The organism is Sulfitobacter sp. SK011 (assembly GCF_003352065.1).
GTDB lineage: Bacteria > Pseudomonadota > Alphaproteobacteria > Rhodobacterales > Rhodobacteraceae > Sulfitobacter.
The window spans coordinates 1,397,199-1,420,815 of the sequence record NZ_CP025803.1 but is presented as its reverse complement, the minus strand read 5'-3'; the positions used below and the strand labels follow the sequence as shown (position 1 = coordinate 1,420,815).

At 57.5% G+C, this 23,617-nt stretch carries 24 protein-coding genes; 6 read left to right on the top strand and 18 right to left on the bottom strand.

Features of this window, described 5'->3' with window-relative positions; genetic code table 11:
• Positions 1-41: 41 nt before the first annotated feature.
• The 12 genes from C1J02_RS06975 to C1J02_RS06920 all read right to left on the bottom strand — a co-directional run bounded on the left by C1J02_RS06975 (position 42) and on the right by C1J02_RS06920 (position 14,142).
• Complete coding sequence (locus tag C1J02_RS06975) at positions 42-455, bottom strand: hypothetical protein (protein ID WP_114877930.1); 414 nt, start codon at positions 453-455, stop codon at positions 42-44.
• A gap of 59 nt (positions 456-514) precedes the next feature.
• Positions 515-1,048: a DUF4166 domain-containing protein gene (locus C1J02_RS06970; protein WP_114877929.1), complete on the bottom strand. Its 534-nt coding sequence runs from the start codon at positions 1,046-1,048 to the stop codon at positions 515-517.
• A complete protein-coding gene (locus C1J02_RS06965) occupies positions 1,048-1,503 on the bottom strand; it encodes a thiol-disulfide oxidoreductase DCC family protein (protein WP_114877928.1) in 456 nt (151 codons plus the stop codon). The genes C1J02_RS06970 and C1J02_RS06965 overlap by 1 nt, the downstream gene beginning before the upstream one ends.
• A gap of 72 nt (positions 1,504-1,575) precedes the next feature.
• A complete protein-coding gene (gene rpoD, locus C1J02_RS06960; protein ID WP_114880433.1) occupies positions 1,576-3,561 on the bottom strand; it encodes an RNA polymerase sigma factor RpoD in 1,986 nt (661 codons plus the stop codon).
• Positions 3,562-3,695: 134 nt separating this feature from the next.
• Positions 3,696-5,660, bottom strand: coding sequence for a DNA primase (gene dnaG, locus C1J02_RS06955; protein ID WP_114877927.1), 1,965 nt, complete (start codon positions 5,658-5,660; stop codon positions 3,696-3,698).
• Between the two features lie 42 nt (positions 5,661-5,702).
• Positions 5,703-6,056 carry a hypothetical protein gene (locus C1J02_RS06950; protein ID WP_162798257.1) on the bottom strand — a complete coding sequence of 118 codons (354 nt, stop codon included), beginning with the start codon at positions 6,054-6,056 and terminating at the stop codon, positions 5,703-5,705.
• Positions 6,057-6,111: 55 nt separating this feature from the next.
• Positions 6,112-6,654, bottom strand: a complete 543-nt coding sequence (locus tag C1J02_RS06945) for a sarcosine oxidase subunit gamma (protein ID WP_114877925.1) — start codon at positions 6,652-6,654, stop codon at positions 6,112-6,114.
• Positions 6,647-9,580, bottom strand: a complete 2,934-nt coding sequence (locus tag C1J02_RS06940) for a sarcosine oxidase subunit alpha family protein (RefSeq protein WP_114877924.1) — start codon at positions 9,578-9,580, stop codon at positions 6,647-6,649. Before C1J02_RS06940 ends, C1J02_RS06945 begins: the two co-directional genes overlap by 8 nt.
• Positions 9,577-9,864: a sarcosine oxidase subunit delta gene (locus C1J02_RS06935; RefSeq protein WP_114877923.1), complete on the bottom strand. Its 288-nt coding sequence runs from the start codon at positions 9,862-9,864 to the stop codon at positions 9,577-9,579. Before C1J02_RS06935 ends, C1J02_RS06940 begins: the two co-directional genes overlap by 4 nt.
• Before the next feature lie 72 nt (positions 9,865-9,936).
• Positions 9,937-11,190 carry a sarcosine oxidase subunit beta family protein gene (locus C1J02_RS06930; protein WP_114880432.1) on the bottom strand — a complete coding sequence of 418 codons (1,254 nt, stop codon included), beginning with the start codon at positions 11,188-11,190 and terminating at the stop codon, positions 9,937-9,939.
• Positions 11,191-11,276: 86 nt separating this feature from the next.
• Entirely contained in the window at positions 11,277-12,509 is a 1,233-nt protein-coding gene (locus C1J02_RS21220) for a bifunctional transcriptional activator/DNA repair enzyme AdaA (protein WP_114877922.1), read from the bottom strand.
• A gap of 202 nt (positions 12,510-12,711) precedes the next feature.
• Positions 12,712-14,142: a Glu/Leu/Phe/Val dehydrogenase gene (locus C1J02_RS06920; RefSeq protein ID WP_114877921.1), complete on the bottom strand. Its 1,431-nt coding sequence runs from the start codon at positions 14,140-14,142 to the stop codon at positions 12,712-12,714.
• Between the two features lie 354 nt (positions 14,143-14,496).
• Here C1J02_RS06920 and C1J02_RS06910 point away from each other — a divergent pair, with 354 nt between their 5' ends.
• Genes C1J02_RS06910 through C1J02_RS06900 form a run of 3 tightly spaced genes read left to right on the top strand, consistent with a single transcriptional unit; the run spans position 14,497 to position 17,047 of the window.
• Positions 14,497-15,939 carry a TadE/TadG family type IV pilus assembly protein gene (locus C1J02_RS06910; protein WP_114877919.1) on the top strand — a complete coding sequence of 481 codons (1,443 nt, stop codon included), beginning with the start codon at positions 14,497-14,499 and terminating at the stop codon, positions 15,937-15,939.
• Positions 15,936-16,475 (top strand): TadE/TadG family type IV pilus assembly protein, encoded by a 540-nt coding sequence (locus tag C1J02_RS06905; RefSeq protein WP_114877918.1) that lies wholly within the window; start codon positions 15,936-15,938, stop codon positions 16,473-16,475. The genes C1J02_RS06910 and C1J02_RS06905 overlap by 4 nt, the downstream gene beginning before the upstream one ends.
• Positions 16,475-17,047 carry a TadE/TadG family type IV pilus assembly protein gene (locus C1J02_RS06900; protein WP_254693227.1) on the top strand — a complete coding sequence of 191 codons (573 nt, stop codon included), beginning with the start codon at positions 16,475-16,477 and terminating at the stop codon, positions 17,045-17,047. The genes C1J02_RS06905 and C1J02_RS06900 overlap by 1 nt, the downstream gene beginning before the upstream one ends.
• Positions 17,048-17,085: 38 nt before the next feature.
• Here C1J02_RS06900 and C1J02_RS06895 read toward each other — a convergent pair whose 3' ends face one another.
• From C1J02_RS06895 to C1J02_RS06875, 5 genes are all read right to left on the bottom strand, one after another.
• Positions 17,086-17,577: a hypothetical protein gene (locus C1J02_RS06895; RefSeq protein WP_114880430.1), complete on the bottom strand. Its 492-nt coding sequence runs from the start codon at positions 17,575-17,577 to the stop codon at positions 17,086-17,088.
• 148 nt (positions 17,578-17,725) lie between these two features.
• Entirely contained in the window at positions 17,726-18,241 is a 516-nt protein-coding gene (locus C1J02_RS06890) for a periplasmic heavy metal sensor (RefSeq protein WP_254693226.1), read from the bottom strand.
• Positions 18,234-18,578, bottom strand: coding sequence for a hypothetical protein (locus C1J02_RS06885; protein WP_114877916.1), 345 nt, complete (start codon positions 18,576-18,578; stop codon positions 18,234-18,236). Before C1J02_RS06885 ends, C1J02_RS06890 begins: the two co-directional genes overlap by 8 nt.
• A gap of 4 nt (positions 18,579-18,582) precedes the next feature.
• Positions 18,583-19,188, bottom strand: a complete 606-nt coding sequence (locus C1J02_RS06880) for an RNA polymerase sigma factor (protein WP_114880429.1) — start codon at positions 19,186-19,188, stop codon at positions 18,583-18,585.
• A gap of 55 nt (positions 19,189-19,243) precedes the next feature.
• On the bottom strand, positions 19,244-19,789 hold the full coding sequence (locus tag C1J02_RS06875; RefSeq protein WP_114877915.1) for an EF-hand domain-containing protein: 546 nt from the start codon (positions 19,787-19,789) through the stop codon (positions 19,244-19,246).
• Between the two features lie 267 nt (positions 19,790-20,056).
• Here C1J02_RS06875 and C1J02_RS06870 point away from each other — a divergent pair, with 267 nt between their 5' ends.
• Both C1J02_RS06870 and C1J02_RS06865 read left to right on the top strand, forming a co-directional pair.
• A complete protein-coding gene (locus C1J02_RS06870) occupies positions 20,057-20,398 on the top strand; it encodes a DUF983 domain-containing protein (protein ID WP_254693275.1) in 342 nt (113 codons plus the stop codon).
• Positions 20,399-20,437: 39 nt separating this feature from the next.
• A complete protein-coding gene (locus tag C1J02_RS06865; protein WP_114877913.1) occupies positions 20,438-21,160 on the top strand; it encodes an NUDIX hydrolase in 723 nt (240 codons plus the stop codon).
• On the opposite strand, the gene C1J02_RS06860 is transcribed toward C1J02_RS06865, so the two are convergent.
• Positions 21,132-22,175, bottom strand: a complete 1,044-nt coding sequence (locus tag C1J02_RS06860; protein ID WP_114880428.1) for an aldo/keto reductase — start codon at positions 22,173-22,175, stop codon at positions 21,132-21,134. The two genes, C1J02_RS06865 and C1J02_RS06860, sit on opposite strands and share 29 nt — an antisense overlap.
• A 172-nt stretch (positions 22,176-22,347) precedes the next feature.
• On the opposite strand from C1J02_RS06860, the gene C1J02_RS06855 reads away from it, so the two are divergent.
• Positions 22,348-23,583, top strand: coding sequence for an MFS transporter (locus C1J02_RS06855; protein ID WP_114877912.1), 1,236 nt, complete (start codon positions 22,348-22,350; stop codon positions 23,581-23,583).
• Positions 23,584-23,617: the final 34 nt, after the last annotated feature.

Below are 23,617 nucleotides of genomic sequence, written 5' to 3'. Positions count from 1 at the left end.
AGGTAGATTATGGGCGGTGTCAGGATGGATCAGGGGTACGTTCAGCGCACGAGAAAGAATTCTTCCCAGTAATCCGTACAAAAGGAATAGGCATGACCAACGGGCAAGTTATAGCCCACTTTGCGTAAACTCACCGAATAGCCCCTGCTCGGTTCAACACCAAGCCGGGCGGGATCCAGGGTGAACACCACACCCTTGCGACCAGGGGCGCTTATTGATGGCCCGCGACCGGATTTAATATAGAGCCGATCGCCCCCCCCTGCGCCCAGCCGTGATCTGGCAAAGTCAGCTGCAGCACACCAGATGCCCCGCGGCCCCTCACCCCGATCCTCAATAACCTCAAAATCTTTGGCGTTCAGCGGAACGACAATGAGCCGGCTTTCAGCGCGAAATGCCTGAGCTGAGGCAGTCATTGGGAAAATGGCACAAAGGGCGGCGAGAATAAGGGGGCGCATAGCTGTGTCTCACTTTTGTTGTTGGCCTTAAGATAGTGGTCCCAGCGGAAAGGTCAAAATCAAAGCTTCGGCATCAATTGACCGTGGTACCGAATAAGCGTCGCACCTCCGGGCAATTGCGCCCCGATGTCAAAGCAGAACGCGCCTGTTTCGTTCTGCCATTCCCGAGAATTGCTGCGCGGGACGAGAAATGTGGGGACGGGCACGCCAAATATCCAAAGACGAGCGACATCAACTTCAAGAGTATTTGCTTCAACACGAAGCGAAAGCGCGCAGGTCACCCGGCCCAGCCGTTCGATGATCTGTTGGCTTGCCGGATCATAGCGCAGCGTTGATCCGGTCATGTGACCGTTGAAATCACGGCTCCAGCTTTCGCCCTGCGTGGTTTGTGAAATGGTGATTGCAAAGGGGACGTCCCGCCCCTGCGGAGGGAAACCGCCCAGCCTTATGCCGATCTTTGCTGCAACGCTGTGTCCATGTTCGATGGTGGCGCGACCGGTGAAATAACGCGGCATCCCGCCTGCGTGAAAATGTTGCAGGGCTGGCGGCAACCGGGTGAATGCGGTGCGCAGGGCCTGGGCAAAAACAGACATCAAAATCCGCCCGTTGCAAATCTGGCGCGCATGGCAGCGTCTGGAAGCATGCAGGTGTCATAGCGCCCAAAGACGCGATAGCGGTTGCGCGCAATCACACGGTAGAAAGGCATCTTGACCCCCTGCGGCAGCCACCGCAAAGCGACCAGCATGCGCCACGGCCAGCTGAGCATGGACATCGCAGCCGCGAAGGCGTCGAGGTGCCGGAAAACCGCACCATCGACAATGACGAGGTTGGTCTCAAAATCGTCCATTGGCAGATTAAGGGCGGCATAAAGCCTTTGCCCAAGCGGCGATTGTGCAGTCGCGAATTGGAAAACATGCGCACGGTCGTGGCGCAGCATGAAACGAAAGAAAGCAGAGCACAGAACACATTCGCCATCAAAAACGATGAGGTTGTCGGCGACATTGTCAGCGATAGCGTCTTGGCGAAAGTTCTGAACACGGCCAATCATTTCAGGCGCAATCGGAAATTCTAGAAAATTTCGACGCGTTTTCTTTTCCTGAAAACGCGCCGTAACATTGCTTTACTGATCCAGGAATGAGCGCAGCTTGCGTGAGCGGCTTGGGTGCTTCAGCTTACGCAGCGCTTTGGCCTCGATCTGACGGATACGTTCGCGCGTCACGCTGAACTGTTGGCCCACTTCTTCCAGTGTGTGGTCCGTGTTCATGCCGATGCCAAACCGCATCCGCAGCACGCGTTCTTCGCGTGGGGTCAGCGATGCCAGCACCCGGGTTGTGGTTTCCTTGAGGTTTTCCTGAATGGCGCTGTCGAGCGGCAGCACGGCATTCTTGTCCTCGATGAAATCGCCCAACTGGCTGTCTTCTTCGTCGCCGATCGGCGTTTCCAGCGAAATCGGTTCCTTGGCGATTTTCATCACCTTGCGGACCTTTTCCAATGGCATCTGCAGCTTTTCGGCCAGCTCTTCCGGCGTCGGCTCGCGGCCGATCTCGTGCAGCATCTGACGGCCTGTGCGGACCAGCTTGTTGATCGTCTCGATCATATGCACCGGAATACGGATGGTGCGCGCCTGATCCGCGATGGACCGGGTGATCGCCTGACGGATCCACCATGTCGCATAGGTCGAGAATTTATAACCCCGGCGGTATTCGAATTTATCAACGGCTTTCATCAGGCCGATGTTACCTTCCTGAATCAAATCAAGGAATTGCAGGCCGCGGTTCGTGTACTTTTTGGCAATCGAAATCACCAGACGCAGGTTTGCCTCGACCATTTCTTTCTTGGCCTGACGGGCCTCTTTTTCGCCCTTCTGAACCTGCTGCACAATGCGGCGGAATTCAGAGATATCAAGACCCACGTACTGACCGACCTGCGCCATGTCCGCGCGCAATTCCTCGACCTTGTCAGAAGAGCGTTCGATGAACATCTGCCAGCCACGCCCGGCCTTTTCGGCCATCCGCTCCATCCAGTTGGGGTCAAGTTCATAACCACGGTATTCGTCGACAAATTCCTTGCGGTTGATACGAGCCTGATCGGCCAGTTTCACCATCGCGCTGTCGATCTGCATGATGCGGCGGTTGATGCCGTAAAGCTGGTCAATCAACGCTTCAATACGGTTGTTGTGCAGGTGCAGTTCGTTCACCAGCAACACGATCTCAGCGCGGAGTTTCTGATAGGTCGCTTCGTTCTTGGTCGAAAACGATCCGTCTTCGTTCAGGGTCGCCGATATCCGGCTGTCCTGCATCTCGCTCAGCTTGACGTAATCGTCGGCAATGATGTCGAGCGCTTCGAGAACCTGCGGCTTGAGTGCCGCTTCCATCGCGGCCAGCGACATGTTGGCCTGTTCGTCCTCGTCATCGTCGTCATCATCGTTTGTGATCGGGTTGCCATCCGCATCCACTTCGGTCTTGTCTTCGCCGGTCTTCGCTTCGGTGACGGGTGCACCGGGGACCACGACGGGTGCCGTATCTTCTTCACCCATGGTGTTGCCGAATGTCGCCTCAAGGTCGATCACATCGCGCAGCAGGATGTCTTCTGACAGCAATTCGTCGCGCCAGATGGTGATCGCCTGAAAGGTCAGCGGGCTTTCGCAAAGTCCGGCGATCATCGTGTTGCGGCCAGCTTCGATGCGCTTGGCAATCGCAATCTCGCCTTCGCGGCTCAACAGTTCGACACTGCCCATTTCGCGCAGATACATGCGCACCGGGTCATCGGTGCGGTCCAGTTTCTCTGCCGTGCCAGACGACAGCGTGACATCACGCGCGGAATCTGTGGTCGCAACTTCAGTGCTGCCTTTGGCGTCTTCTTCCTCGGCGTCCTCGTCTTCGATAATGTTGATGCCCATCTCAGACAGCATCGACATCACATCTTCGATTTGCTCAGAGTTCACCTGCTCGGGCGGCAACACGGTATTGAGCTGACCGTAGGTGATATAGCCACGTTCGCGGGCCTCACCAATCATCTTTTTGACCGCAGCCTGGCTCATATCAAGCGAATGGCCACTGTCGTTCTCGTCTCGCTTGCCGTCGTCATTGGTGTCTTTGGCGGCCATGTCGTGCTCCTTCAGCGCGTCAGCGCGAATCACTTCGCGGTGATTCGGTTTTGCGAATCATGCGGGGTTTTGGGTGATTCTTAAACCCGATACCCTGATTTTTCCTAAAGTTCCTGCGAAAAGGTCACGCTGACCTATCCGCGCCCTTTGGGCTTCTCATATTTAATGCCGTCCAGCAATGCGTCCAGTGCGCTGCGCTCATCTCTTTTCATCCGCGCACCGTTGTCACCCAACTCGTATTCCGCCTTGTCCTCTTGCCCGGTCCGCACCGCGCGATCTGCGGCGCGCGCCGCCTCGCTTAGCCGCCATGTCACCCCTTCGTCGGCAACGCCGGTCAAATCCTCAACCGCTTCGGCAATCTCTGCATTCAATCCCCGCGCCGCTTCCAATTTCGCAAGTTCTTCGGCCACGGTCATTGTTGCCATTTCAACGTTCCCGGGATTGCGGATGCAGGGTGTGATGGCAACGTGGCGTTGCGAGATGAGGTTTTCAAGGGCATCGGGGCCCAGAACGCTGGAAATCTGATCGCGCAGCACCTCTTCACCGGCATGGCCGTGCCGCAGCAACAGGTCGCGCAATGTCGCATGGGTGCGGTCGGAAAAGGTCATGCTTTCCAGCCCGCTTTCAAAATCCTCAATGATCTGTGGGCAATTGACAAAAGCCGCCAAAATCACCGCCTCGCGCAGATGTTCTGATGTTTGCGCATCCGTGGCTGCCGCCAATGCAGAGGCTTTGGTGCTGGCCATCGGCGGCTGCGGTGCCGGTTGCCATTTGCCCGTGTTCTGACCACGTGCTGCGGTGCCTTTGGCCGCTTTTGGCCGGAACAATTGCCAGCGTAAGTCTTTGATTTCCTGCCCATAGTGGCTGCGGATTGACGGGTCCTTGATCAACATGATCTTTTCGCGAAGCGCTTTATCGAGCGCCGCTTTGCGTTCCGGGCTGTCAAAAACGCGGCCCTCGGTTTCGCGTTGCCACAGCAGGCGCACCATCGGCATTGCCTCATCCAGCAGCTTTTGCAACGCGGCACTGCCTTGTGCCTTGAGCAGGTCGTCAGGATCCTGCCCTTCCGGCATCACGGCAAAACGCAGGCTCTGCCCGGCTTCCAACAAGGGCAACGCCAGATCGATCAACCGCATCGCCGCACGTTGTCCTGCCGTGTCCCCATCCAGCGTGATGATCGGCTCAGGCGCGATGCGCCACAGCATCTGTAGCTGGCTTTCCGTAATCGCAGTGCCCAGCGGGGCCACGGATGCCTCGAACCCTGCGCCGTGCAGGGCAATGACATCCATATATCCTTCGGCCACAATCAGCGGCATCCCCTTGCCCGCCGCCACCCGCGCCTCTTTCACGTTATAAAGACTGCGGCCCTTGTCGAACAATTCCGTCTCGGGCGAATTGAGATATTTGGCGTTGTCGTTTGGGTCCATCGCACGGCCACCAAAGGCAATCGCACGGCCCCGCGCGTCACGGATCGGGTACATGATGCGGTCCCGAAACGTGTCATAAGGTTTGCCGCCCTTGGTCGATGGTTTGGCCAGACCTGCACCCAGGATCAACGCGTCCTCGACCCCCTTGGCCTTGAGCGCATCCCAAAGCCCCTGCCACGCACCCGGCGCGAACCCGATCTCCCAATGCTCAAGCGCTGCTGCGTCTAATCCGCGACGGTCCAGATAGGCGCGCGCATCTGCCGCCTGGCCGGTTTGCAACTGCAGGCGAAACCACTGCACCGCCTGTTCCATCACCTGAGCAAGCTCCGTGCGCTTGTCGGCTTTTTCCTGCGCGCGCGGGTCCTGTTTTGGCACCGGCATGCCGGCCTCGCGGGCCAGAATCTCAACCGCTTCCATAAAGCCTACATTCTCGGTCTCGCGGACAAAGGAAATGGCATCGCCCTTGGCATGACAGCCAAAGCAATAATAAAATCCTTTACGATCATCGACATGAAAGCTGGCCGATTTTTCCTGATGGAACGGGCATGGTGCCCACATGTCACCTTTGCCCTGATTGGACTTGCGCACATCCCACACAACTTTGCGTCCCACCACCTGTGACAGGCTGGAACGGGTGCGCAATTCGTCCAAAAATCCGGGTGGCAGGCTCATAGGTTCTTATATTGGAGACGCCCCACCAAAGTCCAGCAGCGGCTAGTTCTTGACCGTCTTTTTCATCGCCTGAATTTGATCCCAGTTCTCAAGACATTGTGCCTTGGTCGCGGCACCAAGGTCGACGTCCTTGAGCTCTTTCCGATTGATGCTGTAGACATGGTCCGCAATCGCCGGGACGGCCGCCAGGACGCTTTCAGACAGGTCAGGATTGGACGCTTTGATCACATCCGTCAGCTTGTCCTTGGACACGCCGTTCAATCGCGCTTTCTGAACTGTCGACAGCAAGTTCGCTTGAAACTGGCAATCCGCCTCTTTTTCGGACACCGCGCGTGCCGGGCCCGAAGTCATCACCAGGGCGGCTGTCAATGCCACTGCAATTGGTTTCATTATCATCAGTACACTCCACTCAGATCTACATAAGACAGGGATTCGGGCCCCTTGGTGCAGATTAACCGCGCGATGCGACCGCTGCCATAGCCTGTTTGAGATCGTGAACCAATGTGGCCGCCATAGAACGGAACACCAATATCTGAAACCTGTCCACACCGACGCGCGTGATCGAAGCTGACATGTGCAAAACCTGCGTGCGCACGCTGTGACCACGTTTGAACACCGTGTCGCGCAGATCAACAGGCACCAGCCGTGCCATAACATCGACTGCGGCGGCACCGCTGAGTTCAACACAGGCCCACCCGTCAGACAGATCAACAACCGCGCCATGTTTGCCCAGAAATTTGTGTGGTGCGGGACCCATAAGCAGAACCTCGCCCCTGCCAAACCAGATACAGCGGCACCCTTCCTTGCCAGTGGCGCGGTTGGGTTTGGGCAGCGCCATTCCATGGGCCTTTTCCAATGCGTCCGACAGGGCCTTGCCGTCATCGAAGCGTGACAAGGAGGTCATCCGACCTGCATCGACTTCTTCAAGTGTTGCGGCCCCAAGCGTCAGCGGCAACAGGCCCGCGCACGCTGTGATAGCTTTCAATTCATCCACGGACACGCCCTCCTGTCTGATCCACAAAGACCGGGGAACAGACCTCAACCTCGGCCTCCAGGCCGCGCAGGTGATCGACCATGCGCATCACCTCGCCGTGCCGTTCCGGGCCACGCTGGATGAACCCCAGTCCGATGTAGGTGCCCACGTCCGGTGAAAACGCAACCGAGGTGATATAGCCCTGATCATTGACCCGGACCGCCTCGGCGTCTTTTTCAAAAAGATGCGCACCGGCGCTGAGTTGTTTGACCGCTCCCACAGGTTTGAACCCCACCAGTTGCTCGCGGTCCTCATCCAACAGACCGGGCCGCTCTGACATCGTCTTGCCGATGCAGTCTTTCTTGGCCGATACCATGCGTCCCATGCCCACATCAAATGCGGTGGTGCGCCCGTGGATTTCAGCATGGGTGATATGACCCTTTTCGATGCGCAGCACGTTCAACGCTTCCATCCCGTAAGCCCCGCCGCCCATCTCTTCGGCGCGTTTGACCAGCACATCAAACAGGCTCGCACCATACCGCGCAGGCACGGCAACCTCATAGGCATGTTCCCCCGAGAATGAGATCCGAAAAAGCCGCCCGTCGACGCCCATCACCGACGCCGCGCCACAGGCCATAAATGGCCATGTGTCATTGTCAATTTCCTTGTCCAGCACACCGTTCAGCAATTCCCGGGATTTTGGCCCGGCGACTGCAAACTGCGCCCACTGCTCTGTTACCGACGTCAAGCAGACCTGCCATTCGGGGTGCAAACACTGCGTCACAAACTCGAGATGCCGCATCACCAGACCTGCAGCCGCTGTTGTGGTGGTCATCACGAAATGCTGGTCGCCCAATCGTGCACATGTGCCATCGTCCAGTACATGCCCGTCTTCGCGCAGCATCAGACCATAACGCACACGTCCCACGCTGAGCGAGCTGAACATGTTGGTATAAACGAAATCGAGCAAGGCCGCCGCATCCGGGCCCTGAATGTCAATCTTGCCCAAGGTTGACACATCACAGATGCCAACAGCATTGCGTACAAAGCCCACTTCGCGGTCACACGATTGCCGCCAGGTCGTTTCCCCCGCGCGCGGGAAATAGCTGGGTCTGTACCACAGCCCCGCTGCGATCATCGGTGCGCCCATCTTGACGCTGGCCTTGTGGCTGGTGGTGAACCGCTCCGGCGCAAATCCTTTGCCCTGCGCCCCCGCGCCCATCGCAGCAATGGCAACCGGCGTATAGGGCGGCCGGAATGTCGTCGTCCCGGTCTCTGGTATCCCGCGCCCGGTTGCATCGGCCAGCACCGCCAAGGCACCCACATTCGAGTTCTTGCCCTGATCCGTCGCCATGCCTTGCGTGGTGTAGCGTTTCATATGCTCAACGGATTTGAAGTTCTCAACCGCTGCCTGCTTCACATCCTTGACCGACACATCGTTCTGAAAATCGAGCCATGCACGGCCCTTGCCCGCAACAGCCCAAAGTGGGCTCATGTTATAGGGCGCATCCTCGGCCTTTGGCATCTCGACATCTGCTGTTTTCTTGCCCAATGCAGACAGCGCCGCCTGCGCCGCGTCGACGCCCGCGGTCAGACACCCCTGCGTCGAAAACACCCCGTTGCAGGCCCCCGCCGCCGTCATGTTCGGGACAGAGCCATCGGTCGGCACAAAGGCCTGAATGTCGGGCCGCCATGTGGGACGCCCATTCATGTGACATGTCAGATGCACCGTAGGGTTCCAGCCGCCCGACATCGCCAGACAATCGGTCTGGATCGCCTGTTCGCCGCTGCTGGTGCGTATGGTGATGCTCTCCAGCTCCTTGCGTCCACCGGCATTACAGACCTGTGCGCCCTTGTAGATTGGAAAATCCGCACTTTCGATGTCCACATCATGCCGGCTGTCGACAAGAGCCGCGACATGGACGCCCGCGGCATGCATGTCGCGCGCGGTCTGATGCGCGTTATCATTGTTGCCAAAAACCGTGACATGTTTGCCGGGGGTCACACCCCAACGGTTCAGATAGGACCGCACAGCACCCGCGGTCATGATCCCTGGCCGGTCATTGTTCTGAAAGGCCACCGGCCGCTCGAGTGCACCTGGGGCCAGAACCGACTGCTTTGCCGCAATCCGCCAGAATGTTTCAAGCGGGGCATCACCGCGCCTGCCGGTGTGCTGATTGACCCGCTCCAGCGCGCCATACATGCCGCCGTCATAAGCCCCCGTGACCGTGGTGCGTGTCATCAGCCGGACATTGTCCATGGCTGCCAGTTCGGCCACGATCTCTGCTGCCCAAACCGAACCGGGCTTGCCATCCACCTCACCGGTTTCAGCGTTCAGCCGGCCGCCCATCAGCGCATCTTCGTCCGCCAGAATGACGTCCGCGCCCGCGCGTGCCGCCGTAAGCGCCGCCATCAATCCCGCAGGCCCCGCCCCAATCACCAGCAGATCGCAAAAGGCATAGGCGCGTTCATAGGTATCGGGGTTATGCGCGCCGCTCAGCCCGCCGAGGCCCGCCGCCCTGCGGATGATCGGTTCATAGACGGCCTCCCAGAACTTCTTCGGCCACATGAAAGTCTTGTAGTAAAATCCAGCACCCAGAAACGGTGCCGCCAGATCATTGATGCCCATCACGTCAAAGCCAAGCGACGGCCATGCATTCTGGCTCTGTGTCACCAACCCGTCATAAACCTCCTGAACTGTCGCGCGCACGTTGGGTTCTCGCCCCGCGCCAGTGCCCGTGGTGATCAACGCGTTTGGCTCTTCGCTGCCCGCCGTCAATGCCCCGCGCGGGCGGTGGTATTTGAACGATCGGCCCATCAGGCGCACTTCATTCGCCAAAAGCGCTGAGGCAACCGTATCGCCCTGAAATCCGCCAAAGGTATGGCCATCAAACGAGAATGAAACCGGTTTGCTGCGGTCGATCAGACCTTTCCCTGCAACCCTCATTTTGCCACCTTTTTCATCTGGGCGCTTTTCATGTCCGCAGCCAGTTCAACCTTGGAAATCTCATGCGTCGTGGTGTTGCGCGTCACAACCAGCCAGGCACCGCAGCCCCCATCGTGATGCCATAAATCGCGCCGCGCACCGGTGGGGTTCTCACGCAGATGCACATAGTTTTCCCAAGCATCGTCCCCCGCATCAGGCGCGGGGCGATCCAGCGCCACCGCATCCCCCTGATAGTAATATTCGCGCCGATCCCGGCTTCCGCATATCGGACATTCAATGCGCATCAGATACCCCCAAGAGGCCGTGCTGCCCCCGTTTCATTGTTCCTAAAATACACAAATCCCAACATGCCACCCTCAATGCAGGTTGTGTTGAGAGCCGGTGCTCTCTTCATCCATCAATCCGACCCCCGTTCGAAACCGGTCCAACCGGTATTTTGCCGCCGGTCCATGATGATTTCCGGTGGCCATCAGATGCGCAAAGCTGAACCCTGATCCGGGCACGGCCTTAAAGCCGCCGTAGCACCAGCCACAGTCGATGAACAAACCATCCGTATCGGTCTTGTCGATGATCGGTGAGCCGTCGGGCGTCATGTCCATGATCCCGCCCCATGACCGCAGCACCTTGGCCTTGCCGATCATCGGCATCAGCGTCATGCCCGCCTCCATCACATGCTCCATCATCGGCATGTTGCCGCGCTGCGCATATGACGCATAGAAATCCAGATCGCCACCAAACACCAAACCGCCTTTGTCAGACTGGCTCATGTAAAAGTGCCCCATGCCAAAGCTGACCACATGGTCGATCACGGGTTTAAGCCCTTCGGTCACAAAGGCCTGCAGGATATGGCTCTCGATCGGCAACCGCATACCCGCCATCGCCGCCACCTGACCGGAACGGCCCGCCACCACAATCCCGACTTTCTTGGCCTTGATCGCCCCGCGCGTGGTTTGAACCCCGCGCACCTGACCGTTCTCAATATCAATGCCGGTGACCTCGCATTGCTGGATCAGATCGACGCCGCGCTGATCGGCACCCCGCGCATACCCCCAGGCCACCGCATCATGGCGCGCCGTGCCGCCGCGTCGGTGCAGCAATCCACCAAACACCGGAAACCGGATATTGTCGAAATCCAGATAGGGCAGCAATCGGCGCACGCCCTCGCGATCCAGCAATTCCGCATCGTCGCCCTGATTGATCATTGTATTGCCGCGCCGCGCAAAAGCGTCGCGCTGGCCGTCGGAATGGCAAAGGTTAATGAGCCCGCGCTGCGAATGCATCACGTTGTAATTCAGGTCCTGCTCCAGACCTTCCCACAATTTCAGGGAATGCGAATAGAATTCAGAGTTGCCCGGCATGCCATAGTTGGCCCGCACAATCGTCGTATTCCGCCCAATATTACCGCCACCCAGATAGCCTTTTTCAAGCACCGCGATGTTGGTCATCCCATGGTTCTTGGCCAGATAATAGGCAGTGCTCAGCCCGTGCCCGCCACCGCCAATGATGATGGCGTCATATTCCGCTTTCGGTTCCGGATCACGCCAGTGAGGTGCCCAGCCTTTGTTGCCGGTCAACCCTTCGCGCAGAACGCGTAAACCCGAAAACCGCATGATCATCCCCTTCTTGCAGACCGGGCCACACTGCCAAGTCAGCTGAGAAGTATCAATCTCTTGCGCCTTTCTTATTGCATTTAGCGTCACAGTCCGTTCCGGCAGCGACCAAACGTCATATCATTCACCGACTGGCCCTTCACAACCTGCACAGTGGCCTGCCCAAATGCGCCATGCATGACGCGACCATGTGGCCCCCCTTCAAATGCAGCCCCGCAAAGGCATGCGCGTTTTAGGGTATTGGGTCGTGATAACGCCGATTTTTCATGCCGCGCAAACCCGCGCTCCAATTCGATCAACGCCTGTTTGCGCCAAAGCCCGCCGCCGTATCCCGTCAGCGCACCATCCGCCCCCAAGACCCGGTGACACGGGATCACAATGGCGATCGGATTGGCCCCGTTCGCCCGCGCCACAGCGCGGCTGGCATCCGGTCTTCCTATGGCGCGGGCCACATCGGAATAGCTGCGGGTTTCGCCCGCCGGGATTTTGCGCAACGCGCGCCAGACGTCTTGAGTGAACGCGGTGCCGTGGGGGGCCAGCCGGGTTTCGAACTGATCATTGCGCAAATCAAAAAACGCATCCAATTCCGCTTCGATCCGGTCGGTCGGGGCAAAGCGGCCAAATCCAAGGCTGCCCTTGGCAAAAGTGTAAAGTCGTTTCAACTCGCCGGGCAGCGCCTTGCGCTCGGTAAATTCAAGCAGGTGCAGCGCATGCGCATCGCTTACCGCGATCATCACACCGAGCCTCGTATCGATCCAGTCCGCCCGCAGCATCGCGTCCTTGGCAAAGCGTCCCGGTGGCAGGCCCAGCCAGCGTGAAAAGGCATTGCGAAAGGCCGCCGGACTTTCGTATCCCGCCTCAAGCTGCGCGTCGATCACACGGGTGCCTTTAGGCAGCATTTCAGCCCCGGTCCGCAGCCGCGACAGCCGCGCCATTTCCAGAAAGGTCATGCCAAATTGCCGTTTGAACGCGCGGCGCACGGTTGATGGGTTCAACCCCAGCGCCATGATATCGCGCTCGCCCCAGCGCCGGGCCGGGTCATCCGACAGCGCGCCTAGCAGACGGGCAATGGCTGGATCGTTTTCGGCGGCCGGGGACATGGGGTGGCACCGTTTACAAGGCCGATACCCCGCCTCTATACACGCCCCGATCTGGTCGAAGAACTGACAGTTTTCGCGTTTGGGTTTGCGCGCAGGACAGGTGAGCCGGCAGAACACGCCGGTCGTCGTTACCCCAACATAGGCGCGTCCATCATAGGCCGGGTTGCGTGCCAAGAGTGCGGCGAAGAGGGTATCGTCATCGGGCAAATCAAACATCATGCGGCGATCCTACGCCCTGTGCACAGGTCTGTCCGCCCAAGAACGGGCGTTTATTCAGTTTTCCCAAAATCCATTGATGCCATCCGAAAGATTGCTGAATGCGCCCAGCGTCTTCATGCAAAAGACTTCTACTTCGCTATAGAATAACTCTTCGGCCGCAACAGGGCGGCCGTGACCGCCCTGCATAATCTTGTGTTCGCAATCAAAGGCCTTTGGCGCGATAGCTCGCTGCGACTTTCTCGATCGACACCAGATATGCGGCTGTGCGCAGATCATCGACGTCATCGCGGCCATGCCAGACATTCGCCATCGACTGATAGGCGGAGCTCATCGTGTCATCGAGGCCCGAGCGCACCAGTTCCAATTCACCTGCACCACGCAGATATTTTTCCTTGAAGTCCGGGCTCAGCGTCCAGCCCAGTTGTTTGTCCGAGCTCAGACGCTCCAATTCGTCAACCACCAGCTGGTGCCGCGATTCTTCCTGACGGCGTTGCATGCGGCCAAAGCGGATGTGGCTCAGGTTTTTAACCCATTCGAAATAGGACACCGTCACACCGCCGGCATTGGCATACATGTCTGGAATGATCACGCAGCCCTTCTTGCGAAGGATCTCGTCCGCGCCCGCCGTCACCGGGCCATTGGCGGCCTCGACGATCAGGGGGGCCTTGACGCGGTCGGCGTTGGACATGTTGATCACGCCCTCAAGGGCCGCCGGGATCAGGATATCGCATTCCACTTCCAGCAGCTTGGCACCGTCCGCCTCGCAATGGGTGTCTGGATAGCCCTTGATCGTGCCGTGTTTCGCGATCCACTGATGCACCGCCTCAACGTTCAGCCCGTCCTCGTCGTGCAGCGCGCCATCGCGCTCGATGATCGAAGTGACAATGCAGCCGTCCTCTTCGGACAAGAACTTGGCGGCGTGATACCCCACATTGCCAAGGCCCTGCACCACGACACGTTTGCCTTTCAGCTTGCCGGTCAGCCCAGCCTTTTCCAATCCTTGCGAATCACGGAAAAACGCATGCAGCGCATATTGCACCCCGCGTCCGGTGGCTTCTGTGCGGCCCTGAATACCACCTGCATTGATCGGTTTGCCGGTCACACATGCCACACCGTTAAGTTCGGTGGTGTTCATGCGTTTGTACTGATCCGCAATCCAGGCCATTTCGCGTTCACCCGTTCCCATGTCCGGCGCAGGCACATTTTGTGCGGGATTGATCAGGTCGCGCTTGATCAACTCATAGGCGAAACGACGGGTGATCAGTTCAAGCTCATGTTCGTCGTATTCACGCGGATCAATGCACAACCCGCCCTTCGATCCACCAAAAGGTGCCTCAACAAGCGAACATTTGTAGGTCATCAAAGCGGCAAGCGCTTCGACCTCGTCCTGGTTCACGCCAAGTGAATAGCGGATACCCCCCTTAACCGGCTCCATATGTTCAGAATGCACAGACCGATACCCGGTGAACGTCTGGATTTTGCCGCGCAGCCGTACACCAAAGCGCACGGTGTAGGTCGCGTTACAAACCCTGATCTTCTCCTCCAGCCCCGGTGGCAAGTCCATCAGCGCCACGGCGCGGTTGAACATGATGTCTACACTTTCACGAAAACTCGGTTCGGTGGTGGGGCTCATCGGATTCTCCTGTTGGGTCTCAGGGCGCGCCGCATGTGTTGCGACTCACCCATTTGACAAATCATCACGCCGCCACCCTAAGGCCGAAGTTTAAAAGGTGCGACTTTTTTCCCCACAACGCCCGCTTTTCCCACGCATTAATGAAATTTGCCTTAATTGGGTATGATCGTGTCCGAACTGGAAACAACAGTCTGATTAACAAAAGATTAATGCTTAAAAAGCCCTTAAAATCAGTGTTTTTGTCCATTCCGCGCCCTAATTCGGACACGATTATCCGTCACAAGATCATGAAGGATTAGTCCTACGAACAGCCTGTGCCCTATTTCGGGTTACAGTCATGAAAGGTTATTAGCGATGAAACATAATGTCTGCGAGACCCGCATCGTTGCTGCTTTAAAATCAAGCACTGCCACTCTGACTTACCGCCGTTTTGTAAAAAACGATGACGGGGTCATGACGATCTTTGCGTGCTTTATGATTGTGATCATGATTATGGTTGGCGGTATCGGCGTCGATCTTATGCGCCACGAGATGGAGCGCACACGACTGCAAGCTGTCGCTGACCGTGCGGTTCTTGCCGCCGCTGATCTTGATCAACCCCTCGATCCAGAGGCAGTTGTACGGGACTACTTCGTCAAATCGGGCATGGGCGAGTATGTCTCGAATGTCCATGTCGACGAAGGCCTGAATTATCGCACTGTAACAGTGGACGCGACAGCGACCATGAACACACAGTTCATGAGTTCGATGGGGGTCGAAACACTGACAATTCCAGCAACCTCGAAAGCCGAAGAAAAAGTAAACAAGGTCGAGATTTCGATGGTTCTGGATATTTCCGGCTCCATGAAGTACGGCGACAAGATGAAGAACCTCCGGGATGCGGCAGGCGTGTTTATCGACACCGTACTCAAGCCCGAGAACGCGGATCTCATCTCGGTTTCATTGGTGCCCTACTCACAACACGTGAACGTTGGGCCCATGATCATGGACGAATTGAACGTATACAAAACCCATAACTATTCACACTGCCTGGAAATCCCCGATTCAGAATATGATTCTGTAGCGCTGGATACGTCACGTACCTACGATCAGATGCAGCATTTCCAGTGGAACACCTATTCAAACCAAAGCGGGACCCAACGGAACACCCGTTATGACACTGTTTGCCCACGTTACTCATACGAGCGCATTGTCCCAATCAGCCAAAACGCGGCTTATCTTAAGGGCCAGATCAATCAGTACAAGCCTCGGGCCGGTACGCAGATCTTTTTGGGTATGAAATGGGCCGCTGCAATGCTGGACCCGTCGTTCCGGCCCCTGACGACCAGCTTTGTTGCCAACAACAACGTGGACGCGGTGTTCGCCAACCGACCAGCATCGCATTCCGACGCTGAGACGCTGAAAACTATCGTTTTGATGACCGATGGGCAGAACAGCAGCAGTAATCGCATTGCAAGCTATTACTACGACTCTGACAGTGAGCGCGTGCACTGGAACAATTATAACCTGAATTACTATCTGAGTAATTACGTGAACTATTATTACCGGTCCGGCTTTTACTGGCAGAAGTACACCGCGTCACAAGGCGACACCTTGCTGAAGTCTATCTGTGATGCCGCCAAGGATGCGAAGATCGTGATCTGGTCCATTGGCTTTGAAGTTACCGATCATGGGGCAGACGTCATGAACGATTGCGCCTCCTCACCCAGCCACTTCTTTCGGGTGGAAGGTGTTGAGATCAGTGAAGCGTTTGAGGCCGTTGCACGCCAGATCAATCAGCTGAGGTTGATACAATGATTTCTTCCCTCAAGAACAGGCTTTGCCGTTTTCGCAGGGATGAAAACGGCGCAGCGATCCTGTTGGAATTCGTGATCTTTGTGCCGCTAATCTTCAGCTGCTTTTTGATGTCCGTGGAAATGGGCCTTTATGCAATGCGACATATGTTTCTGGACCGTGGCCTAGATATGACCGTGCGCTATGTGCGCCTGAACACGAACACAGACATGACACATGGCCAGCTCAAAACCATGATCTGTGACTATTCCGGTTTCCTTGAGGATTGCGACAGCACCTTGCGCCTGGAAATGGCACCGCTGGACCCCCGGCAGTTTGCCGCGTTTAACCGCAGTGCCGACTGCGTGGATGTTTCCCAACCTGTGGAAGATCCGCGCGGGTTTGACCTGGGCCGTGAACACCAGCTGATGATCTTGCGCGCTTGCGTCAAGTTCAAACCGGTCTTTCCAACGTCCGGTCTCGGCTATGCCTTTACCAAAGACGGTTCAGGCCGCGCGCGCATGGTTTCAACTTCCGCCTTTGTACAGGAGCCAAACTGATGTTGATGATACAAATCAAGTCAACGCTCAGATCGTTTCTGCGCTGTGATTTTCTCCGCCGGGAGGATGGGGTAATCGCCATCGAAGCCTTGGTGGTGTTGCCACTGCTGTTCTGGACGTATCTGTCGATGTTCTCGATCTTTGATGCCTTCCGGATGAACAGCATCAACCAAAAGGCAGCTTTCACAATCGGCGACGCGATCTCGCGGGAGACTGTGCCAATTGACAACCAATACCTTGTAGGTGTGCGGGATCTGTTTGAATATCTGGCCCGCGCCAAGGACAAATCATCAATCCGGGTTTCTTCGCTTTGGTACGACGCTGTTGCCGACGAGTACAAAGCTGACTGGTCGCAGAAACTGGGGTCGATCGAACCTCTGACAAACATCGATGTCAAAAACTGGCACGAAAAACTGCCCGTTATGCCTAACAACGAGCGGCTTATTCTGGTTGAAACCTGGAGCGACTATGACCCGCCTTTCAAAACCGGGCTGGAAATAAGCGAAATTCGCAACTTTGTCTTCACGCGTCCGCGATATGCACCAAGGGTGTGCTGGGAAACCTGCAACTGACCCCAGTGCAACGACAAAACGTTTAACGCGATCCGCAGCTAGTCTTGCGGGTCGCGTTCTGCCATCATCGCGGCCAACATTTCAGACATTAATTTGGTTTGATGACCGGGCGTCATACCCCCGATACCGATCCGCCGCCCGATGCGCCACCACAACCCCGGCCGCCACACGCGCCGGTTTCCGGTTTTGGTCTTTATCAAAAACCCATTCGACGGCTTAAAGGCAAAGAATCCGCGGTCCATGCTTTCAATATCCGCGACCCGCGCGATCAACGTACCGTCAGCATCGCGCAGTTCGGTTTCTGTCAACTCAACCGCGCTTGCCGTGCCCCGTCGCATTGCATCTGCTGACCAAAGTGCGGCGACGGCGACAGCAATCAAAAACACCTGCCAGATGAACTCTGGCGACCGTGCAATCGCAATATAGATCAGCAAAAGGCCCAGCAAGCTAAGCGAAGCCAGACCCAGAAAGCGCCTGCCAGCCGAGGCCTGGACGACAGCGAGAACCTTTTGATTATTCTGTGACGTCATGGCGCACCCTTCAGCTAAGCTGCGCGTGACTACCCCGGCGCGCGGCATAGGGCAACCGCGCGTGCATCTCAAAGCATGTTTGCCGGTTCTCCTGAGACCTGAAAACCGCGCTCACCTCTGAAATGACCAACCGACCAGATGTCCCTGCCTAACGATCGCGTTTGTTGGGCCTATCGCGACGCCGTGGCCCGCGCGCCAGGACTTTTTCCAGGTCGTCCGCGTATGATGCACGTTCGTCTGGCGTCATCTCGGTAACTTCTTCCAGCCAAATCAATTGTGCTGTCGAATGGACACCCAAGACGGCGTCCCGTTGCGCGCCAAGCACCTGTTCGGCTTCTGCTGGATCAAAAGGGGTTGCCCGCAAGACCGACACCATCTGCTGATAAAGCGCCCGGCGCGCATTTCTTGAAAGAGGTGCAGCACCGGCGCGGTTATCACGCAAAGCTTGAAACAACGCCCTGCGTTTGTCACGCGGCAGCGCCTGAACGTAGGGTGCCGCATAGCCGCGCAGACCAGTTCCTTCGCCGTTACGCGCACCCGCTCCACCGGCACCGCGATACGCAGCACCTGCAAAAGCACCCACAAACAACAGGTTCAGGCCCAGTGATACGGCGAGAACCAAACGCATGATCCACTTGCGGCGCTGTGGTTTGTCATCAACCATCAGCATTTCCTTCCTCAATATCCCACCCGAACCCTGTCAGGTCCGTCGCGATTTCCAGTTCTATGTCGTCTTGCTGGCCGAGGACCTGCCCTGCCAGATCAGGCATCCCAACAGGCGGTGCAAAGCCCAGCCAAAAACCAACGCATGTCGCCGTGACCAGCCCGCTTAAGGCAGGCAGTCCGCCAATGGCACGCACCCACCCCCTCCAGCCAACGGTATCACCTGCGGGCTGCAAAATACGCGCATCTTCAAGAACACGGGCCATCAACCCCGGGGGCAATTCGGGCGGAGCGGCACGTGCCTGTTCAAACAGGCTTTCCAATGTCTGGTCATCCATATCGTTATCCGTTCTTTTCATCTGCGTACCCCAATGCCTCTCGTTGTCCAGCCAATGCGACCGTAAGGGCGCGTTTGCCGCGTGCTGTCAGGCTTTCCACCGCCTCAACCCCGATCTCAAGAATGTCGGCGATTTCAGGATTGGCCAAGCCGTCGATATGGCGCAGCACGACCGCCTGACGTTGCCGGTCTGGCAGTGTGTTCAAAGCCAATTGTAGCGCGTCCATGCGTGCAACGTTCTGCAATCTATCCTCAACAGACGCGGCAGGATCGGCAGGTTCAGCCACGTCTTCAAGCGGCAGTGGCACCCGCTTGCGCAATCTGTCTGTGCACAGGTTTGCCACCACACGGTAAAGCCACGTTGTTACCTTTGCCTCGCCGCTGCGCCATTCAGGGGCGATGCGCCACAGCCGCAACAGCGCTTCCTGGGTGACATCCTCGGCCTCGGCGCTGTCACCCAACACCCGCATCGCATGTCCATAGATGCGCGGCGTCAGGTGCATGGCCAGCAGGCGCGCTGCCGCAGGATCACCCTGCGCATACCCCTGCAAAAGCGCCGCATCTTTGTCGCCGTCCGCATCAGTGTCCGTGCCGTGTTGAATGTCGTCCATCGCAATGCTGGCTAGAGAAACCGGACGCACAACACAAGCGCGCCCGGCAACAGGATCATTCAGATGCAGGCTTGCCATGCTGGCGCTTGCCGTGCTGACGGGCCTTTGCAAATTCCTCAGCGCTCAAGGTGCCATTGCCATCTGCATCAAGCCGTTCGAACATCTTGGCGGGGTCACGGCCCGCGGCCATTTCAGCCATGGAAAGCTTGCCATCCTTGTCGGTGTCCAGACGGCCCATCATACGCTCACCGCGCATGCCTTGCCGCCGTGCAGATGCGGCTTCAAGTTCTGCTGCATCCAATGCGCCGTTGCCGTCCCTGTCAAATCGCCTGAGCATCCGTTCGGCACGCTTGCCACCGCGCGCGGCACGGGCGGCTTGCATTTCATCAGCGCTTAAAAACCCATCGCTGTCTGTGTCGTTCATTGCAAAACGGGCTGCGGCATGTGCAGCCATTTCCCCTTGCGTGATTTGCCCATTTGCATCGCTGTCGATCTTTGAGAACGCCTGCGAACGGTCACCCGGTTTCGCAAGGGCCGCCCCTGCGCCAACGGCGATCAAGGCTGTCAAAGCCGCTATTTGCAAATTTGCCCGATATGTCATTTTGGTACTCCTGATTATCTATCCTATGCGCCCTTTTTGGCCGCTTCGTACTGGTTCAAACGCAGGCATCGTAAATTTCCGTCGAAAAAACTGCAGAGAAATTCATCCCTGCTTTGCGACATGGCGACGCAAGTTTGCCGCAAGCCCTTCCTTTTTGATCGCGCCCGCTTCATTTAGAAGACAATCAAGGAAGCGCACATGGCCCAGAACCAACTTCGATCAGATACTGTCACCGACACAACCGTCGTGCGAGAGCGTTTGCCCGCCATGCGGCGTGGATGGCGTGGCAAATGCCCCAACTGCGGGTCAGGTCCGTTGCTGAAAAGCTATCTGAAGGTCAACCATGACTGTCCCGTTTGCCGCGAGGAATTTTATCACCATCGCGCGGATGATGGTCCAGCGTATCTGACCATCCTGATCGTCGGGCACCTCATGGCACCATTGTTGCACGTCGTCTTTGTCACATGGCGACCCGAACCGCTGACCTTGTTTACACTTTTTGCGGTTGGATGTGTCGGCCTCTCGCTTTACCTTCTGCCCAGACTGAAGGGGGCCTTGATCGGCTTTCAATGGGCCAAGGAAATGGGCGGCTTTGGCCGAAGACCCTGATCCTGTCCGGCGGTCAACCTATGCCGGGAGACAACAGAGATGACCATCGACAAGAGCCAGATCCGCAACGCCGCCACGGTGATTGTCCTGCGCGACCGCCACACATCCCCGCGCATTTTGATGGGTCAGCGCGGTGCCAAAGCGGTGTTCATGCCGAACAAATTTGTATTTCCGGGCGGTGCAGTTGATGCAGATGACGCAGACATCCCCCTGATCGCCCCCCTGCCCGACACCTGCGCCAGGCGTCTGGCTGAGGACGCAGGGCGCAACCTTGCGCATGCGCTCTGCGTGGCGGCCATCCGCGAGCTTTGGGAAGAAACTGGGTTGATTTTGGGCCAACAAGGTCAGTGGGTTGATCCGGTACCAGACGATTGGACAACCTTCGCCGCGACGGGTCACTTGCCGGATGCTGCTGCATTGCAGTTTGTGTTCCGCGCCATCACGCCACCGGGCCGCCCACGCCGGTTTGACGCGCGTTTCTTTCTGGTCGATGCAGATGCAATTGCCAGCGATCTTGACGATTTCGACGCCGCCTGTGATGAGCTGTCGCATCTGCAATGGGTGTCACTGGCACAGGCGCGCGCATTCGATATGCCATTTATCACCGAAGTTGTCCTGGCCGAAGTTGAGGCGCGCGCGCACGACCCGAACCCGCCTACATCCGTGCCGTTTTTCAAAAACAACGACGAAGAGAGCCTGTTTCTCAGGCTGCGCGGTGACCAGAGCGCACCGTTTAATACGGCAAAGGATGCGCGCGATTGACGGTGTCCAATTCCGCCGTGACCTCATCGCTCAGGGTGATATCAGCGGCACCCAATGCCACGTTCAACTGATCCATCGACGTGGCCCCAAAGATCACTGACCCCATAAAAGGCCGCGCAGCGCACCAGGCCAATGCCATGTGTACCGGGTCCAATCCGTGGTTTTTAGCGACCTGCAAATAGGCGGAAACAGCCTCAAATGCGCGATCGGTCCTGCGGCCGCCCAGATCACCGTTCAGCGACATGCGTGACCCGTCAGGCACTGCCCCATCTTGATATTTCCCGGTCAAAAGCCCGGCAGCCAAAGGCGAAAACGACAGCATGTCAATGTCTTCGTTCACGCAGGTTTCCGCCACATCCGTATCTGCCATCCTGCACATCAGCGAATATTCGTTCTGCACCGAAATGGGGCGGGGCCCACCCACACGCGCGGCAACCGTCGCCCATTGCGTCAAGCCCCAGGCGCTTTCGTTGCTCAGCCCAAAGGCGCGGATGGTGCCCCGTTCAACCTCGCGCTGCAATGCGCCCAGCGCGTCTTCCATGTGTGCGATGGTGTCAGCACGCACCTGACCCGACGGATCATACGTCCAGTTCTTGCGGAACATATAGCTGCCCCGGTTTGGCCAGTGAAACTGATAGAGATCAATGTAATCTGACTGCAGCCGCCTTAGCGATCCCTCAATGGTCTGCGCAATTGTGGCTGATGAAATCGGTGCGCCGTCGCGCACATGACCCAGCCCTTCACCCGAATGTTTGGTGGCCAGAACCATGTCAGCGCGCCGCCCGGTCTTGGCTACCCACTGGCCGATGATGTCCTCAGTACGCCCTGTGGTATCAGCGCTGACCGGGTTGACCGGATACATTTCAGCCGTATCGACAAAGTTGATGCCTGTATCCAATGCCCGGTCAATCTGGGCATGGCCCTCGGCGGCGGTGTTCTGCGTGCCCCACGTCATTGAGCCAAGGCAATATGCCGAGACCTTGATCCCGCTCTGTCCCAGATCGTTCATTTTCATCATGCGTTCCCCTTGTAATTGAGCTCAACCTAATCCCAGACCGCCGCGCTGCAAGGCGATACACGCAGCCTCGGCCCAATATTTTGGGTCAATCCACCCGGTGCGGCAAAAACGACTGACCGCAGTCGCGAATGGTATTGGGATTCGCGAGCAAAGCGGTCAAGCTTACGATATGCGCTTGCTTATTTCCTTTGCTGCCCTGTTCCTTTCTGTCATTCTACTGCAATTGTCGTCGGGCGGTGTGGGACCTTTGGACGTATTGTCTGGCCTCCAACTGGGCTTTTCGCGTCAAGAGATTGGTTTTCTCGGCTCTGCACATTTCTTGGGTTTCTTCATCGGGTGCTGGTGGGCACCGCGTCTGATGGGCAGCGTTGGTCACAGCCGCGCTTTTGCCGCCTTCACCGCTGCGGGGGCCATAGGGCTGATGGCCCACATGATGGTGGTGAACCCCTATGCCTGGGCGTTGATGCGGGTCGCGTCGGGGCTTTGCGTGGCGGGATGCTACACGGTGGTCGAGGCATGGTTGCAAGCCAAAGTAACCAACGAAACACGCGGCCGCACCATGGGCGTTTACCGGGTTGTCGACATGGGCGGATCGCTGGCGGCGCAGATGGTCGTGGGCGTCCTGGGGCCTGCCTCTTATGTCTCGTACAACCTGCTCGCCATTGGGTGTTGCGCGGCCCTATTGCCCTTGACCCTGACCACAATGAAGCAACCTGAAACGCCGACCTCGCCCCGCCTGCGGCCCCGGCTGGCGGTCGAACGCTCGCCACTGGCCGCTGCCGGCGTGGTTGTCGCTGCGGTCTCAAGCGCATCCTTCCGCATGGTCGGTCCGATTTATGGCCAGGAGGTTGGGCTGACGGCTGGGCAGATCGCCTGGTTCTTGTCGGCATTCGTTCTCGGAGGCGCGCTGGCGCAGGTGCCCGTCGGCTGGCTTGCGGACAAGTATGACCGACGGTGGGTGCTGATCTGGCTTTCCGTGGCTGCCATCGTAAGTGCGATGGTCACGGTTGCTGCCGCCGGGTTTGGCACCATCGGTATCATGCTTTGTGCCGGGCTATTTGGCCTGACGACGTTTCCGATCTATTCCGTTGCCGCCGCCCATGCGCATGATTTTGCAAGCAACGAAGAACGCGTCGAATTGTCGGCAGCATTGATGTTTTTCTTTGCCCTGGGTGCCATATTCGCCCCCTATCTGGCGTCGGTTCTGATTGAAAACTATGGCCCCGGCGCATTGTTTTTGATGATTTCGGCGGCCCATGCGGTGCTGGTGATCTTTGGTCTGACCCGCATGCGCGCCCGCGCCACACCCAAAGACCGGACGCAGTTCGTTAGCACACCGCGCACTACGTTTGTGGTTGGTCGATTATTTGGCCGCAGTCGAAATGCTAAAAAACATACCGACTGACAGGCTGGTCGCCACCTGCGCAGCCTGCTAAAGC

What these genes read in the sequence shown, in the direction of transcription:
- C1J02_RS21220 (WP_114877922.1), bottom strand. Translation starts at nt 12,509, where the DNA reads ATGATGTTTGATTTGCCCGATGACGATACCCTCTTCGCCGCACTCTTG.
- C1J02_RS06885 (WP_114877916.1), bottom strand. Translation starts at nt 18,578, where the DNA reads ATGGATGACCAGACATTGGAAAGCCTGTTTGAACAGGCACGTGCCGCT.
- C1J02_RS06870 (WP_254693275.1), top strand. Translation starts at nt 20,057, where the DNA reads ATGCGGCGTGGATGGCGTGGCAAATGCCCCAACTGCGGGTCAGGTCCG.
- C1J02_RS06880 (WP_114880429.1), bottom strand. Translation starts at nt 19,188, where the DNA reads ATGGACGACATTCAACACGGCACGGACACTGATGCGGACGGCGACAAA.
- C1J02_RS06855 (WP_114877912.1), top strand. Translation starts at nt 22,348, where the DNA reads ATGCGCTTGCTTATTTCCTTTGCTGCCCTGTTCCTTTCTGTCATTCTA.
- C1J02_RS06930 (WP_114880432.1), bottom strand. Translation starts at nt 11,190, where the DNA reads ATGCGGTTTTCGGGTTTACGCGTTCTGCGCGAAGGGTTGACCGGCAAC.
- C1J02_RS06940 (WP_114877924.1), bottom strand. Translation starts at nt 9,580, where the DNA reads ATGAGGGTTGCAGGGAAAGGTCTGATCGACCGCAGCAAACCGGTTTCA.
- C1J02_RS06890 (WP_254693226.1), bottom strand. Translation starts at nt 18,241, where the DNA reads ATGGTTGATGACAAACCACAGCGCCGCAAGTGGATCATGCGTTTGGTT.
- C1J02_RS06910 (WP_114877919.1), top strand. Translation starts at nt 14,497, where the DNA reads ATGAAACATAATGTCTGCGAGACCCGCATCGTTGCTGCTTTAAAATCA.
- C1J02_RS06865 (WP_114877913.1), top strand. Translation starts at nt 20,438, where the DNA reads ATGACCATCGACAAGAGCCAGATCCGCAACGCCGCCACGGTGATTGTC.
- C1J02_RS06860 (WP_114880428.1), bottom strand. Translation starts at nt 22,175, where the DNA reads ATGAAAATGAACGATCTGGGACAGAGCGGGATCAAGGTCTCGGCATAT.
- C1J02_RS06975 (WP_114877930.1), bottom strand. Translation starts at nt 455, where the DNA reads ATGCGCCCCCTTATTCTCGCCGCCCTTTGTGCCATTTTCCCAATGACT.
- C1J02_RS06950 (WP_162798257.1), bottom strand. Translation starts at nt 6,056, where the DNA reads ATGATAATGAAACCAATTGCAGTGGCATTGACAGCCGCCCTGGTGATG.
- C1J02_RS06875 (WP_114877915.1), bottom strand. Translation starts at nt 19,789, where the DNA reads ATGACATATCGGGCAAATTTGCAAATAGCGGCTTTGACAGCCTTGATC.
- C1J02_RS06920 (WP_114877921.1), bottom strand. Translation starts at nt 14,142, where the DNA reads ATGAGCCCCACCACCGAACCGAGTTTTCGTGAAAGTGTAGACATCATG.
- C1J02_RS06965 (WP_114877928.1), bottom strand. Translation starts at nt 1,503, where the DNA reads ATGATTGGCCGTGTTCAGAACTTTCGCCAAGACGCTATCGCTGACAAT.
- C1J02_RS06895 (WP_114880430.1), bottom strand. Translation starts at nt 17,577, where the DNA reads ATGACGTCACAGAATAATCAAAAGGTTCTCGCTGTCGTCCAGGCCTCG.
- C1J02_RS06935 (WP_114877923.1), bottom strand. Translation starts at nt 9,864, where the DNA reads ATGCGCATTGAATGTCCGATATGCGGAAGCCGGGATCGGCGCGAATAT.
- rpoD (WP_114880433.1), bottom strand. Translation starts at nt 3,561, where the DNA reads ATGGCCGCCAAAGACACCAATGACGACGGCAAGCGAGACGAGAACGAC.
- C1J02_RS06905 (WP_114877918.1), top strand. Translation starts at nt 15,936, where the DNA reads ATGATTTCTTCCCTCAAGAACAGGCTTTGCCGTTTTCGCAGGGATGAA.
- dnaG (WP_114877927.1), bottom strand. Translation starts at nt 5,660, where the DNA reads ATGAGCCTGCCACCCGGATTTTTGGACGAATTGCGCACCCGTTCCAGC.
- C1J02_RS06970 (WP_114877929.1), bottom strand. Translation starts at nt 1,048, where the DNA reads ATGTCTGTTTTTGCCCAGGCCCTGCGCACCGCATTCACCCGGTTGCCG.
- C1J02_RS06900 (WP_254693227.1), top strand. Translation starts at nt 16,475, where the DNA reads ATGTTGATGATACAAATCAAGTCAACGCTCAGATCGTTTCTGCGCTGT.